12 protein-coding genes and 1 tRNA gene are annotated in these 13,681 nt (G+C 72.0%); 8 read left to right on the top strand and 5 right to left on the bottom strand.

Going from position 1 to position 13,681, the window contains the following annotated elements; translation table 11 throughout:
• Positions 1–9 precede the first annotated feature (9 nt).
• The 4 genes from ACFVDP_RS31220 to ACFVDP_RS31205 all read right to left on the bottom strand — a co-directional run bounded on the left by ACFVDP_RS31220 (position 10) and on the right by ACFVDP_RS31205 (position 5,714).
• Positions 10–942, bottom strand: a complete 933-nt coding sequence (locus ACFVDP_RS31220) for a cellulose-binding protein (protein ID WP_383497039.1) — start codon at positions 940–942, stop codon at positions 10–12.
• A 157-nt stretch (positions 943–1,099) separates the two neighbouring features.
• Entirely contained in the window at positions 1,100–2,038 is a 939-nt protein-coding gene (locus tag ACFVDP_RS31215; RefSeq protein WP_383497115.1) for an LCP family protein, read from the bottom strand.
• A 237-nt stretch (positions 2,039–2,275) separates the two neighbouring features.
• On the bottom strand, positions 2,276–4,708 hold the full coding sequence (locus ACFVDP_RS31210; RefSeq protein WP_383497036.1) for an SUKH-4 family immunity protein: 2,433 nt from the start codon (positions 4,706–4,708) through the stop codon (positions 2,276–2,278).
• Between the two features lie 7 nt (positions 4,709–4,715).
• The gene (locus tag ACFVDP_RS31205; RefSeq protein ID WP_383497033.1) at positions 4,716–5,714 is read right to left on the bottom strand and encodes an SMI1/KNR4 family protein; all 999 of its coding nucleotides are present in this window, start codon (positions 5,712–5,714) and stop codon (positions 4,716–4,718) included.
• Between the two features lie 243 nt (positions 5,715–5,957).
• Here ACFVDP_RS31205 and ACFVDP_RS31200 point away from each other — a divergent pair, with 243 nt between their 5' ends.
• A complete protein-coding gene (locus ACFVDP_RS31200; RefSeq protein ID WP_383497030.1) occupies positions 5,958–6,506 on the top strand; it encodes a YwqJ-related putative deaminase in 549 nt (182 codons plus the stop codon).
• Positions 6,506–6,991 (top strand): SUKH-3 domain-containing protein, encoded by a 486-nt coding sequence (locus tag ACFVDP_RS31195; RefSeq protein ID WP_383497027.1) that lies wholly within the window; start codon positions 6,506–6,508, stop codon positions 6,989–6,991. The genes ACFVDP_RS31200 and ACFVDP_RS31195 overlap by 1 nt, the downstream gene beginning before the upstream one ends.
• Positions 6,992–7,433: 442 nt before the next feature.
• Here the strand turns inward: ACFVDP_RS31195 and ACFVDP_RS31190 are convergent, their stop codons facing one another.
• Positions 7,434–8,771 (bottom strand): sensor histidine kinase, encoded by a 1,338-nt coding sequence (locus ACFVDP_RS31190; RefSeq protein ID WP_383497024.1) that lies wholly within the window; start codon positions 8,769–8,771, stop codon positions 7,434–7,436.
• 216 nt (positions 8,772–8,987) lie between these two features.
• Between ACFVDP_RS31190 and ACFVDP_RS31185 the strand changes: the two genes are divergently transcribed.
• The 6 genes from ACFVDP_RS31185 (at position 8,988) to ACFVDP_RS31160 (ending at position 13,673) form a co-directional block, all read left to right on the top strand.
• Positions 8,988–9,059, top strand: a tRNA-Gln gene (locus ACFVDP_RS31185).
• A 120-nt stretch (positions 9,060–9,179) separates the two neighbouring features.
• Complete coding sequence (glmU, locus tag ACFVDP_RS31180; RefSeq protein WP_383497021.1) at positions 9,180–10,637, top strand: bifunctional UDP-N-acetylglucosamine diphosphorylase/glucosamine-1-phosphate N-acetyltransferase GlmU; 1,458 nt, start codon at positions 9,180–9,182, stop codon at positions 10,635–10,637.
• Between the two features lie 120 nt (positions 10,638–10,757).
• Positions 10,758–11,735 (top strand): ribose-phosphate diphosphokinase, encoded by a 978-nt coding sequence (locus tag ACFVDP_RS31175; RefSeq protein WP_164301432.1) that lies wholly within the window; start codon positions 10,758–10,760, stop codon positions 11,733–11,735.
• 177 nt (positions 11,736–11,912) lie between these two features.
• Positions 11,913–12,497 (top strand): 50S ribosomal protein L25/general stress protein Ctc, encoded by a 585-nt coding sequence (locus ACFVDP_RS31170; RefSeq protein WP_383497017.1) that lies wholly within the window; start codon positions 11,913–11,915, stop codon positions 12,495–12,497.
• Between the two features lie 84 nt (positions 12,498–12,581).
• Positions 12,582–13,175, top strand: coding sequence for an aminoacyl-tRNA hydrolase (gene pth, locus ACFVDP_RS31165; RefSeq protein WP_383497014.1), 594 nt, complete (start codon positions 12,582–12,584; stop codon positions 13,173–13,175).
• Positions 13,176–13,208: 33 nt separating this feature from the next.
• Complete coding sequence (locus ACFVDP_RS31160) at positions 13,209–13,673, top strand: hypothetical protein (protein ID WP_383497011.1); 465 nt, start codon at positions 13,209–13,211, stop codon at positions 13,671–13,673.
• Positions 13,674–13,681: the final 8 nt, after the last annotated feature.

Here is a 13,681-nt window from a genome sequence, read left to right as displayed (position 1 = left end):
GGCGGACGCTTACTCCGACTCGGCCGGCGCCCGCCCGGTCAGCGCCGCCAAAGAACTCCGCACATGATCCATATGAGCCCGCATCTCGTCCCGCGCCTCGGTGTGCTCCCGAAGCACCCCCTCGGTCTCCCGAGAGATCCGCTCCTCGCGCGCCCGCGCCTGCGCGACCAGCTCCGAGCCGGAGGCCTCCGCGTCCTCCTGCCGGTGCCGCGCCGCCTCCTCGGCCTCGGCCAGCGCCCGCTTCGCCTCGGAGAGCCGCGCCTCGGCCTCGGCGACGGCGGCGGCCTCCCACTCGTCGACGGCGGACTCGCGCCCGGCGCTCTCCCGCTCCAGCGCGTCGAGCCGCTCGGCCTGCTCCTCGGCCTGGTCCGCGAGGACTCCCTCGCAGCGGCGGCGCATCTCGCGCAGCGCCTCCAGCGCCTCGGTCCGCGTCTCCTTCACCTCGCGGCGGGCGGCGATCCGGACCTCGTCGGCGGCGGCCCGCGTCGCGGTCTCCCGCTGCCGGGCCCGCTCGTCGGCCTCGCCGCGCACCTCGTCGGCGTAGGCCTGCGCGGCGTCGCGCGCCTCGCCGCCCGCCCGCTCGGCGGCCTCGGTGACGGTCTGCGCGTCGGTGCGCCCGGTGTGCCGCACCGCGGCGGTCTCCTCCTCGACGAGCTCCAGGAGGTACTGGGCGCGCTTGCCCAGCGTGGCGTACGTCTGCGGGGCCAGCCGGTCGACGGCCTCGCGCAGCCGCTCGGCCTCGGCCTCCATCTCCTTGTGCAGCACGGTCAGCCGCGCGGCCCGCTCCCACGCGTCGTCGCGCTCCTGGGACAGCCCGGCGGCGAAGGCCTCCACCTGCTCGGGGCGGTACCCGCGCACACCGCGGCCCCTCGTGACGACGAAGCCGTACGCCGAGGCGTCGGAAGCCGACGCACCCGCACCGCCAGGGCTCACAGTGCTCATCCTGGGTTCCCCTCTCCACACCGACACAGCGACAGACAGACAGACCGACCGACGCACGACGTTCTGCGTGATTGCCGCACATCTTTATGGATCAGACGGAAGCGCTCATAACGCGACACACGAGACGCACCGCATGACCCACTCGGTCAAGGATGCGTCAATTGCTGCCGAAAGTCGGAATCGTCGTGTCGTCCCGGAGTGCCGAGAAGAGCTCGGCGGCCTCGGTCGCGTTCCACTCGACGACGTCACCGACCCCGGGAACAGAGGGCTCGCTCGCGATCGGCACGGTCGTCGTGGACCCGTCGCCGTGTGAGATGTCATCCATTTCGAGGCCGAGCCTGCCGAGGTTCAGCAGGCCCGCGCCCCGGTCGACGGTGAGCGCGTTCAGCGACGCGTCCAGGAACGGCAGCAGCTTCCACGGGGCCAGCAGCGTGCCGGCGCTCAAACCCTTGTCCGCGATCGCCGCGATCAGCTGCTGCTGCGCCTGGACACGGCCCAGGTCGCCGTTGGCGTAGCTGTGCCGGTCGCGGGCGTAGGCCAGGGCCTGCGTGCCGTTCATCGTCTGGCAGCCGGCCTTGAAGTCGGCCCCCGAGTAGGAGTCGCTGAGATCCTTCGGCACGCAGACCTCGACGCCGCCCAGCGCGTCCACGACGTCCACGAACCCGCCGAAGTCGACCTCGGCGTAGTGATCGAGGCGCAGCCCCGTCGCCTCCTCGACCGTGCGCGTCAGCAGCTCCGGGCCACCGAGCGCGTACGAGGCGTTGATCTTGTTCTTGCCGTGGCCGGGGATGCTCACGTAGCTGTCGCGCGGGATGGACACCAGATACGGGCCGCTCGCGCCGTAGTGCAGCACGATGATCGTGTCCGTCTCGTCGCCCGAGTCGGAGCCGACGTGCAGCTCCTGCTGCTGCTCCTTGGTGAGGTTCTTGCGGGTGTCGGAGCCGACGAGCAGCCAGTTCGTGCCCTTGCCCGCGGCGGGCCGCCCGCTGTAGTCGCCCAGGGCGTCCGTCCGCTGGATCTGCCCCACGGCCCAGATCCCGACGCCGACCGCGTACGCGACGACGACCACGAGCACCACGAGCAGCGCCAGCAGAATCCGCCTGAGCGGGCTCCGGCGCTTCTTTCCGTTCCTCTTGGTTCCCTTGCGGGTACGCCTGCCCGACGCCCGGTACACCGTGGTGCTGCTCGCGGGCGGCAGCGGCTGGTCCGGCCGGCCCGGCTCCGGCTGGTCTGGCGGCGTCGTCATGGTACGAACCTGACACAGCACCAGAAAAGCCGCAGGGCGACGCACCCTTACGGTGCATCGCCCCACGGCTCAGCCAACGGCCGACGGTTACAGCAGGCCGTCCCACATCTGTTCGAGCAACACCGACCACCAGGTCTCGGGCGAGCCGAGCGCGGCCGGGTCCAGCGCGCTGAGCTGGGCCTGGAAGTCGACGGTCCAGCGGCCCGCCTGCTCCGGGTTGAGCCCGTAGCGCAGCCGCCACATCCGGCCGAGCAGCGCCAGCGACCGGGCGAACTCCGGCAGCCCGCTGTTCACGAACTGCGGCGGCACCGGCGCACCACCGGGGCCGGCTTCCACCGGCACGGCCACGATGTTCGCCGTCCCGTACTGCACGCAGAGCGCCTTGCCGAAGTCGGAGCCCATCACCAGGTACGAGCCCGCGTCCGGGGCCGGCTGCACCCCGCGCTCCTGCGCCAGCTCGGCCAGCGTCGGCACCGGGCGGCCCGGCTGGGCCTGCGCCCAGAAGAACGGCCCGAAGTCGGCGGGCAGCCCCGCGACGACGAGCGTGTGCGCGACGACGTCCGGGACGCCCTGGCGCGACACCGCCCGCTGATCGAAGCGGAACACCCCGGGCCCGAAGGCCGCCGCCAGCTCCTGCGCGATGCCCTCCGGCGGGATCGGCGGCGCGGGCTGCGCGGGCGGCAGCGGCGCCCGGACCGGCGCCGGACGCGCCGGACCGTCGGCGACCTGGTGCAACTCGCCCTGGTGCGCGATCAGTTGCTGCATACCCTGCTGACGGGAGGCGTGATCGGTGCCGTACGGCGCGATGGACGTGATCCGCGCCTGCGGCCACTGCTCCTGGATCATGCGGGAGCAGTAGGCGCCGGGCAGCGCGCACGACTCCAGCTCCGTGTGCAGCTCCAGGACCTGGTCCGGCGGGATGTTCATGCCGCGCAGCTCGTGGAAGATCTGCCACTCCGGGTGCGCGACGCCGGGCGCCGAACGGCGGATGAGCTGCTGCTCGGAGCCGTCGGGCGCGCGGTAGCGCAGCACCGCCTGGTAGCCGGGGCCCACGGTCGGCGGACCGGCCGGGGGGCCCGGAGCGGGAGCCGTCTGCGGATATCCGTACGCGGGCGGCGGCCCACCCGGGATCTGCTGCCCGGGCACCGGCGGCGGCATCGCACCGGGCGGCATCCCGCCGGGCTGCTGCATGGCGCCGGGTGGCGGGGGCTGCATCGCGCCGGGCGGCGGCTGCATTCCGCCGGGCGCCTGCGGGCCGGGGCCCGAGAGCATCGTGGCCGCGTGGTGCACCGCGTCACCGGACGGCGCCGGGGGCGGCGGAGGACCGGGCGGGCCGGGCGGCGGCGGCATGCCGGGACCACCGGCGGGGCCGGGCGGACCGGGCGGCGGCGGGGTGCCGGGAGCGCCGGGGCCCGCGACGGGCGGACCGGACAGCATGGTCGCGGCGTGGTGCACCCCCGCGCCGGGCGGCGGTGGCTGCGGCGCGGCCGGCGGCTCCGGCTGCCCGGCACCGGGCGCGGACAGCATCTGCGTCGGGACGTAACCGCCGCCGGGCACACCCGGACTGCCGGGCGGCGGCGGAGTCTGCGCGCCACTCTTGCGGGGCGGCTGCGCCTTGCTGGTGGCGGCGTTCGCGATGTCCTCCGCGTCGGGCGCGAGCGGCCGCCCGGCGGCGTCGCGGCCCGGGGCGGGCGCGGAGCCCTGCGGATACCCGTACGCGGACACGGCGCCCGGCGGCGGCGTGACCGGCACGGCGGTCCCCGGAACCGGCGGCGGCAGCGGCGCACCGACCGGCCCCGCCACGGGCGGCGGAGGCGGCGAACTCGCGGGCGGAGGAGGCGTGTTGGACCCGGCCTGCGGAAAACCGTTCGCAGGCGGCGGGGGCGGCGGAGGCGGCAACTGGCCGCCGGCCGGAGCCGGATCGGGCTTGGCGTCCTCGGCCGGCGGCGGCGAGAACACCGTGTCGGGCAGCGGGACGAGCCGGTCGTTCTCGTCGCCCATCCCATTGGTGTCCGTACCGGCCCACGGCGTCGCGTCGGCGGGCACCGGCGCGGGCGGAGGCGGTGGCGGTGGCGGGGCGGACGCGGCGGCCGGCACCGCGTCCTGCGGCTCGTCCGCGCCGTCCGACGCGCCGCCACCGGCGATCCCCAGCTTGTCCGCCGCCTCCTGCAACCACTCCGGCGGAGACAGCAGGAACGACGTCTGATTGAGGTCCACGCGCTCCGGCGGCCGCGGCGCCGCGGGCCCCGCCGGTGCCTCCGGCAGCCCGTACTCCTCCTCGTACCGCCGGATCACCTCGCCCACCGGCAGCCCGGGCCACAGCGTCGCCTCGGCGGAGTCCCGCGCGATCACGAGCCGCTGCCGGCCGCCGCCGGAGACCGCACCGCCCTCGCGGTCCTCGGCCCACACCACGAACCCCAGCTCGAACTCCCGCACCCGCACCTCACGGTGCTGATACGCGGGCACATCGCCGTTGATCCACTCCTCGGCGCGCTCCTGCGCCTGTGCGAACGTCACCATCGGACCCTCACCCCTCGTCCGGCGCATCGGTCGGGACGGCGTGCGCGAAACCGCCGTCCACCATCAGGTTCGCCACCGTCTCCAGCTCCGGCGGATTGCCCGCGAGCCGGGACAGGAAGTCGTCGAAGTCGTCACCGCAGGGCAGCAGCAGCCGCTCCACCCGCTCGGGCACCGACCAGTGCGCCGTCTCGCCGCCGTCGCGCACGTCGTCGTACGCGCAGAACCACACGGATCCGGACGCCTCGCCCTTCACCTTCACGGCCAGGATCCCGCCCTGCACGAAGGCGATCCCCAGATAGTCCTTGGTCAGGTGATCGCGCAGACACTTGTTGACGTACACCAGGTCGTTGACGGCCGCCTCGTCGCGCACCGTGAAGAACGGCTGGTCGATCAGCAGCCCCAACTCGGCGTCCAGCGCCGCCCCCACCGGGGCGCACCCGCCGCCCGCCTTCAGGAACGAGCGGTACCCGCCCGGCAGCCGGTACCCCAGGTCCTCCTCCGCGCCGAGCACCTGCTGCTCGGTCACCGCCACCGCCGACTTCGGCAGGCCGAAGTGCGCGGGCCGGGTGTCCTGCAAGGAGCGCGTGCCCCGCTTGTGGTGGTCGACCGCGGCCGTGGCGAGCCCGCCGTGATGACGCAACAGCGCCTTCACCTCCACGGGCACCAACTCCAGGCGCCGCGAACCGCGCACGTGGTGCCACGTCCAGCCGTGCGGCGTCGCCACCGGCGGGATGGTGTCCCACAGTTCGTGCCCCGCCGCCGCCTGCACGGCGTTCGCCGACACATAGTCCGTCAGCCGCAGTTCATCGACACCGAACCCCTGCGGCGGCTCGGCGATCTCGGCCGCCGCGCGCGCGTACGCGGAGAAGTCCGGATAGCCGTCACCGTCGACCCGCACTCCTCGCGGGTGGCGGGCGGCGCGGACCGGATCCGGGAAGTGCACTACCTGCCCGGCATAGGCCGCGTTCGGCGGCGCGGCCTGCTGCCCGAGCCGACCTGTCGTCATGGCGGTTGCCCCCTGCGGCAGTGTGGACGATGTTGATGGTTCCCCGTCATGACAGCCTATGCGGTTGTACGACACCGGTCATCGGGCCTCCGGTTCCATGACCAGCAGTCACCCCACTGTCACCACCCCGTGACGATCGGGCGTGTCGCGGGGGACCGACTTCCGCACCGCCCGCCCCATTTGGCACTCTGTCCAGGCAACCCGGGGGTTTGCAGCGGGCGACCGCAGGAGGGGAAGCACCACATGAACAGCGGCACGGCTCAGTCCGTCACACCCACCGACAGCGAGGTGGGTGCCGACCCACGCGTGGGCTGGAGCGCCACGGACACCGCCCCCGCCCCGGCACTTCGCGGCCGCCGCGACGGCATCCTGCCGACCGTCGCCGCGGCCCTGTCGGTGCGCGGCACCACACTCACCTCGACCGCGGCCCGCGGTGAACAGGCGCCCGCGCTGCACCCGTTGGTCCAGGACTTCCTCGACACCCTGACGTCCACCCAGCGCGACCGCTTCACCGGGCGCTGCGCGGAGGCCATCCTCATCTCCCGGCACCTCGCCTCCACGGACAGCGAGCGCACCGAGAAGTCGAAGCGGGCCCGCCGCAGACCGATGACGATGAGCGAGGCCCGCAAGGCCCTCAAGCACGCCAAGCTCACCACCCGCCGGATCCGCGAGGACGGCGACCCGCTGCACGGCGGCTTCGCCCGGCCCTGCCGCGCCTGCGCCGCGCTGACGGCCCACTTCGGCGTCCGCGTGGTGGATCCGACCGACGACTCCGACGAGGCCGCCCGCTGATGTCCGACGCCCCCACCCGCTTCACCACCGCCGCCGACGCGGCCCTGCGCGCCGCCGGCTGGCAGCCCGGACGCTGGGACATCAAGCAGGCCGAGTTCTGGGCCGACGCCCTGCGCACCCATGTCTCCCCCGCGGGCCACCGGCACGCCGTCTTCCCCGCCGCGGTCGAGGCCTGGGCCGAGTTCGGCGGCCTGCACGTCACGCCGACCGGTCCCGGCCGGCACATAGCCCCCTCCCAGCCGCACCTCGACCCGCTGCACGGCCTGCACATGGCCCGCACCCTCGGCGACCTCGGCCGCGCCCTCGACACCGAGGTGTGCCCGCTCGGCGCCGAATCCGGCACCGAGGCGCTCCTCGCCATCGACACCGAGGGCCGGGTCTACGCCCTCGACCACAGCGGCGACTGGTACCTGGGCCCCACCATCGACCAGGCCCTGGAAACCCTGATCACCGGCCTCCAACCACCCCGCCTCCAGGCGGCCTAGCCCCCGCAGTCAGCCGACTGACGACCGGTGGGGGCTGGTCGCGCAGTTCCCCGCGCCCCTGGGTCCATTGTCGGCTGACGGCCGGTGGCCGCTTCTCGCGCAGTTCCCCGCGCCCCTGAAGCGAGCTGCGCTCGCCCCTTGTGGTCGGGTGCGGGTCTCGTCGTGGCTGGTCGCGCAGTTCCCCGCGCCCCTGAGGCAGGCGCTTCGCGCCGCCTCCCCCTGAGGCTGCGCTTCGCGCGCCTCTCCTGAGGGCCGGGGCGGCGCGCCTCCACCTTGGGCAGGGGGCGTGCCTCCACCTTGGCCAGGGGCGCGCCTCTCCTGAAGGGTGGGTGGCGCGCCTTTGATGAGATGGCGCACGAAGTGCGCATCTCAGGGGCGCGGGGAACTGCGCGAGAAGCGGCCACCGGCCCGCAGACGAGGAACACCCCAGAGGCCCGGGGAACTACCCGGCCAGTTGCCCGGGACCCTGCGCAGGCAGCACTGCCGACACCCGAAAACCCCCCGCGTCGGTGGGCCCGGACACAAAGACACCGCCGAGCCCGGCCACCCGCTCCTTCATGCCCACCAGCCCGTTCCCCCCGGACGGCAACTCCACGGAACCGACGGAGAGAACCGGCGGCGGCTCGTTCTCCACCTGCATCGCCACTTCGGCGCCCCGATGCGCGAGCCGCACATAGGTCTTCGCGCCCGCCGCATGCTTGTGCACATTGGTCAGCGCTTCCTGCACCACCCGGTAGGCGGTCTGCTCCACCACGGCCGCGTACCCCCGTACGTCCCCCTCGACGAGCATCTCGACCACCATCCCGGCGGCCCGCGACTGCCCCACGAGCTCCTCCAGCTCGGCCAGCGAGGGCCCGCCCTCACCGTCGGCCTCGGCCTCGGCCCGCGAAGCGGCCGCCGCGGCGGCCACCCCGACCGCCTGGAGCGGCACCTCGGGCACCCGCTGCGGCACGGCCTCACCGGAACGCAGCACCCCGAGCATCTCCCGCAGCTCGGTCAGCGCCTGCCGGCCCATGTCGCCCACGAGCGCGGCGTTCTTCACCGCCTTCTCCGGGTCCTTGCGGGCCACCGCCTGGAGCGCCGCAGCGTGCACCACCATCAGCGACACCCGGTGCGCGACGACATCGTGCATCTCCCGCGCGATACGGGTCCGCTCCTCGCCCCGGGCCCACTCGGCCCGCTCCTCGGCCCGCTCCGCGAGCAGCGACAGCTCCCGCTCCAGCGACTCGTTGCGCTCCGTCAGGCTCTCCATCAGGCGACGGCGCGCCCCCACGTACATGCCGAGCAGCAACGGCGGAGCGGTGACACCCAGCGCCGTCGTGATCGCGATGAAGGGAACCAGCCAGCTCCCCACCTGGAAGGCGTCGACACCGCGCGCCGCGTCCTGCTGCGCCCGTACGACCGTGACGATCAGCGTCCCCGCGAACGACATCGCCGCGAGCGCGCCGATGATCCGCCGGGGCATCTCGGAGGCCGCCAGGGAGTACAGGGCGACCACGGTCATCAGGACGCCCATCTCGGCCGGTGTGATCGCCACCGACACCAGGACCACCGCGATCGGCCACTGCCGTCGCAGCACCAGGGTCGCCCCGGCGAGCACGCCGAAGACGACACCGACCGCGGCCGGCAGCCCGGCCTTGTGCGCGAACGAAACTCCCTCGACCGCGCACTCCGCGGCCGACAGCACCCCCAGCCCCCCGTCGAACAGCGCGCTGCGCCGCCGATCCCACCACCACGGCCCCCCGGCCGTGGCTCGGTGAACTTCCCCCGTCGTGGTCATACCTCCACCCTACGGGCGCCGCGCAACGGTTTTCCGGTGACTTTTGCGGACTGGCCCACACCGCGCCCCCGTCTCGAACAGAGGCGAAACCGACCCCGGCGGTCCGGGTGCGGCAGGGAGCCGACCTGTACCGTCGCGTCGAAGGCTCTTGGTGCGGCATAGTGTTGGGAGCCCGGCCGAGGACCTGACGCAATGTCTGGTTTCAGGTCGAAATATTCCCCCGTGGTGTAATTGGCAGCACTGTGGCTTTTGGTGCCATCTGTCCGGGTTCGAGTCCTGGCGGGGGAGCTGTGCTCGAAGAGGGGCCTGACCCAGGCGGTCGGGCCCCGCCCTTATTTCCCCCCAGAAACCCCCCGGTATCCTGCGAATGTCCACCCCACATCGCATCCAGAGCCGAAGGGCACCCCCGTGAGCAGCGCCACGAACCCGGCCGCCGTAGTCGTTCTCGCCGCGGGTGAGGGCACCCGCATGAAGTCGGCCACCCCCAAAGTCCTGCACGAGCTCTGTGGCCGCTCACTGGTCGGCCACGTGCTGGCCGCCGCCCGGGAGTTGAGCCCGGAGCGGCTCGTCGTGGTCGTGGGTCACGAGCGCGAGAAGGTCACCGCGCACGTGAGCACGATCGACAGCGGGGCCCGCACCGCGATCCAGCACGAGCAGAACGGGACGGGGCACGCCGTCCGCATGGGCCTGGAGGGCATCGACCCGGCCGGCTCCCTCGACGGCACCGTGATCGTGGTGTGCGGCGACACCCCGCTGCTCACCGGCGGCACCCTGACCGACCTCGCCGCGACCCACACCGCGGACGGCAACGCCGTGACGGTGCTGACCGCCGAGGTCCCCGACGCGACCGGCTACGGCCGCATCGTGCGCGAGACCGGCAGCGGCGCGGTGACGGCGATCGTCGAGCACAAGGACGCCACCGAGGCGCAGCGCACGATCAGCGAGATCAACTCGGGTGTCTTCGCCTTCGACGGCCGCCTCCTGGCGGACGCCCTGAAGAAGGTCCGCACCGACAACAGCCAGGGCGAGGAGTACCTCACCGACGTCCTCGGCATCCTGCGCGAGGCCGGTCACCGGGTCGGGGCGTCCATCGCCCGCGACCACCGCGAGATCGCCGGTATCAACAACCGCGTACAGCTGTCCGAGGCCCGCCGGATCCTGAACGACCGGCTGCTGCACGAGGCGATGCTGGACGGCGTGAGCGTGATCGACCCGGCGTCCACCTTCGTCGACGTGGAGGTGACGTTCGAGCGGGACGCCACGATCCTGCCCGGCACGCAGCTGCACGGCACCACGCATCTCGCCGAGGGCGCGGTCGTCGGCCCGAACACCCGGCTGACGAACACGCGGGTGGGCGCCGGCGCCCGGGTGGACAACACGGTGGCCTTCGACTCGGAGATCGGCCCGCAGGCGTCGGTCGGCCCGTTCGCGTACCTGCGTCCGGGCACCCGCCTCGGTGTGAAGTCCAAGATCGGTACGTACGTCGAGACCAAGAACGCGACGATCGGCGACGGCACGAAGGTTCCGCACCTCAGTTACGTGGGTGACGCGACGATCGGCGACTTCACCAACATCGGTGCCGCGAGCGTGTTCGTGAACTACGACGGCGAGAGCAAGCACCACACGACGGTGGGGTCGCACTGCAAGACCGGTTCGGACAACATGTTTGTGGCGCCTGTCACGGTCGGGGACGGTGCCTACACCGCCGCGGGCTCCGTGATCACGAAGGACGTACCGGCCGGTTCGCTGGCCGTGGCCCGGGGCCAGCAAAGGAATATCGAGGGTTGGGTGGCCCGCAAGCGTCCCGGGAGCGCGGCCGCGAAGGCGGCCGAAGCGGCTGCTCGGGAACCGGACAGCGAGGGCTGACCGGAAACAGGTGCGTCCGACACGGCGTACCGTGATAGTTGCTCACGATTCGCCTGGCTCGCTGCTATAGGGACGCGCGGGCAGCTGCGGCGGACGAACTCGTCTGAGGAGACTAGTGCTGTGACCGGGCTTAAGACGCAGGGCGAGAAGAAGATGATGTTCTTCTCTGGCCGCGCCCACCCCGAGCTTGCCGAGGAGATCGCACACCAGCTCGGTGTCGGGATCGTCCCCACCAAGGCGTTCGATTTCGCCAACGGCGAGATCTACGTCCGCTACCAGGAGTCCGCTCGCGGCGCCGACTGCTTCCTGATCCAGAGCCACACGGCTCCGATCAACAAGTGGATCATGGAGCAGCTGATCATGATCGACGCGCTGAAGCGCGCGTCGGCCCGCTCCATCACCGTCATCGTGCCGTTCTACGGTTACGCGCGGCAGGACAAGAAGCACCGTGGACGTGAACCGATCTCGGCGCGTCTGATCGCGGACCTGATGAAGACCGCCGGTGCGGACCGCATCCTCACCGTCGATCTGCACACGGACCAGATCCAGGGCTTCTTCGACGGCCCGGTGGACCACCTGTTCGCGCTGCCGATCCTGGCGGACTACGTGGGCGCGAAGGTCGACCGGAACAAGCTGACGGTGGTCTCCCCCGACGCCGGCCGGGTGCGTGTCGCCGACCGCTGGTGCGACCGTCTGGGCGCGCCGCTGGCGATCGTCCACAAGCGCCGCGACAAGGACGTCGCCAATCAGGTCACCGTGCACGAGGTCGTCGGTGACGTGAAGGGCCGCGTCTGCGTCCTGGTCGACGACATGATCGACACCGGTGGCACGATCTGCGCCGCCGCCGACGCCCTGTTCGCGCACGGCGCCGAGGACGTCATCGTGACGGCGACGCACGGCGTGCTGTCGGGTCCGGCCGCGGACCGTCTGAAGAACTCGAAGGTGAGCGAGTTCGTCTTCACGAACACGCTCCCGACGCCGAACGAGCTGGAGCTCGACAAGATCACGGTCCTGTCGATCGCCCCGACGATCGCCTCCGCGGTGCGCGAGGTCTTCGAGGACGGCTCGGTCACCAGCCTCTTCGAGGGCGAAGCGTAACCATGCGCTAGAAGATCCATTTGGGTACGGCCTTCCTCTGCGAGTAAACTGTCGAAGTTGCTCGGCGAGGGAGGCCGTACTTTTTTGTACGGCTGTCCGTTATCGACGCGCTCTTCGTAGCAGGCCGTTCGTGGCCGGGTGACCTTTCCCCTGAGTTCTACGAGGAGTTGAGAGCACATGTCCGAGGTCAAGCTCGCCGCTGAGACCCGCAAGGAGTTCGGCAAGGGCGCCGCCCGCCGCATCCGCCGTGAGAACAAGGTTCCCGCGGTCGTCTACGGCCACGGTGGCGACACCCTCCACATCACGCTTCCGGGCCACGAGCTCCAGCTCGCCCTGCGTACGCCGAACGTCCTGCTGTCCCTGGACATCGACGGCACGAACGAGCTGGCGATCCCGAAGGCCGTGCAGCGCGACCCGCTGAAGGGCTTCCTGGAGCACGTCGACCTGCTCCTCGTGAAGCGCGGCGAGAAGGTCACCGTCGAGCTCCCGATCGTCGCCGAGGGCGAGCTCGCCCCGGGCGCCAACCTGCTCGAGTACGTGCTGAACACGCTGGCCGTCGAGACCGAGGCCACGCACATCCCCGAGTCGGTCACGATCTCCATCGCGGGCCTGACCGCCGGTGACGCCGTGCACGCCAAGGACGTCAAGTTGCCGGCCGGCACCACGCTGGCCGTCGACGAGGACGCCATCGTGCTGCAGGTCCTGGCCGCGCAGGCCGAAGAGGCCCCGGCCGAGGGCGACGAGGCCGCCGCGGAGGCCTGAGCCGTCTAGCTTTTTCGACGCTCCGTACGGGGTGGTGGGCTCGGCCCACCACCCCGTACCGCTCTCTCTACCCAAGGAATGCGGATGTCCGACGACAACGCCCCCTGGCTCATCGCCGGGCTGGGCAATCCCGGTCCCGAGTACGCGATGAACCGGCACAACGTCGGTTTCATGGTGGCCGACCTGCTCGCGCGGCGTATGGGCGCCAAGTTCAAGCGGGCGACCAAAGGACAGGCGCAGGTCGTGGAGGGGCGGATCGGTCCGCCCGGACCCGCGAACCGCCGGGTGATCCTCGCCAAGCCGATGTCGTACATGAACGTCTCCGGCGGTCCGGTGACGGCGCTGCGTGACTTCTACAAGGTGCCGACGGACCGCATCGTGGCCGTCCACGACGAGCTGGACATCGACTACGGGGTGCTGCGGCTGAAGCTGGGCGGCGGCGACAACGGGCACAACGGGCTGAAGTCGATGACCAAGGCGATGGGCCCCGACTACCACCGGGTGCGGTTCGGGATCGGCCGGCCGCCGGGCCGGATGCAGGTCGCCGACTTCGTGCTGAAGGACTTCTCCTCGACGGAGCGCAAGGAGCTCGACTACTTCGTGGACCGGGCGGCCGACGCGGTCGAGGCGCTCGTCACCGAAGGTCTTGAGCGTGCCCAGTCCTCCTACAACAGTTGACCGTTGATGGGTTCATGGCCAAGGATCCCGGCCATGGTCTCAGCGGTGTCGGTCTCGCGGCAGGTCGTGTCGGCGGCTCTTGCCCTGCTTCTGCTGGTCGCGGGGTTCTGGGCGTCCTGGGGCACGGCCCAGCACGTGGTGCTGGCGAAGGGGCACGAGCACGGTCACATGATCGTGGACCGGTGCGCTGACGGCACGTGCACGGGGTCCTTCGTGCCCGCGACCGAGGGTCCCGTGCGGACTCCGAAGGTGACGCTCAGCGGCTCGGTAGGCGAGAAGAAGGGCACCCGGCTGCCCGTGGTGATCAAGCCGGACTCGGCGCAGGCCGTGCGGACCGGTGCGGCCGGTTTCTTCAAGGCGTGGATCCCGCTGGGCGGGGCGCTGCTGCTCGCGTCGGTGGTGATCGCGGGCGGGATGCGCCACCGGCGCCTCGCGTGGATCACGGGAGGCGCCGGGGCGGTACTGCTGTCGGCGGCCTGGGCCACCTTGAGCTTCTAGGGCTTGTG

The sequence above is a fragment of the Streptomyces sp. NPDC057694 genome (genome assembly GCF_042799415.1).
Taxonomy (GTDB): Bacteria; Actinomycetota; Actinomycetes; order Streptomycetales; family Streptomycetaceae; genus Streptomyces.
Note: the sequence above shows the minus strand (reverse complement) of the source record. Positions and strands in the feature narration are given on the sequence as shown.